The 712-nt window shown below is 33.7% G+C and carries 1 protein-coding gene; it reads left to right on the top strand.

Annotated features, from left to right (window positions below; translation table 11 throughout):
• Positions 1-211: 211 nt before the first annotated feature.
• Positions 212-712 (top strand): type IX secretion system motor protein PorL/GldL (gene porL, locus GB932_RS21730; RefSeq protein WP_156758777.1); only part of this gene is annotated, 501 nt, incomplete at its 3' end.

The following is a 712-nucleotide window of genomic DNA, read 5'->3' as shown; positions in this document are numbered from 1 at the left end:
CTGTAAGAGGTGGTTCTTGGAAAGATATAGGTTATGCACTAATGACAGGTGCTAGAGATTGGGAAAGAAAAGATTCCGCAAGAAGCTATATCGGATTCAGAACTGTACAGGATATTCCTGAAGCAGCTGTTAAACCAAGAAGAGTTAACAGAAATTAATCAGACAATTTTTCAATAACAATTTTATTTAACATTAAAAAAACTAACTCAATATGTTTAAGACTAAAGATGCTTGGATGAATTTCTTTTATTCATTCGGTGCTGCAATTGTAATTCTTGGAGCTTGGCTTAAAATTACTCACATTACCTTGGGACCTATTAACGGTAACATTGCTCTTACCGTTGGACTTATCACTGAGGCGATTATCTTTATCATCTTTGCATTTGACCCTCCAAAAACTGAAGAGTCTTATGCTTGGGAAAATGTTTATCCTGAGTTATTAGATAAACACGCTAATCCAAATCCTTTACACTCTAATGTAACAACTAAAAATACAGGAGCTCAATTTGCTGAATTAGAAAATTCTCTTTCTAACAAATTGGATAAAATGCTTGAAGATGCCAGATTAGACGTTCAATTATTTGAAAGATTAAGAACAGGAATTGATAAATTCTCAAACTCTGTTGATCAGATCAATCAAACTGTAGACGTATCTGCTTCTACTCATAAATATAACGACCAATTAAATAAAGCAGCTCAGCACATGGAAAGC

The organism is Microbacterium karelineae, assembly GCF_009745985.1.
GTDB lineage: Bacteria > Actinomycetota > Actinomycetes > Actinomycetales > Microbacteriaceae > Microbacterium > Microbacterium karelineae.
This window is presented reverse-complemented; position numbering and strand designations above follow the sequence as displayed.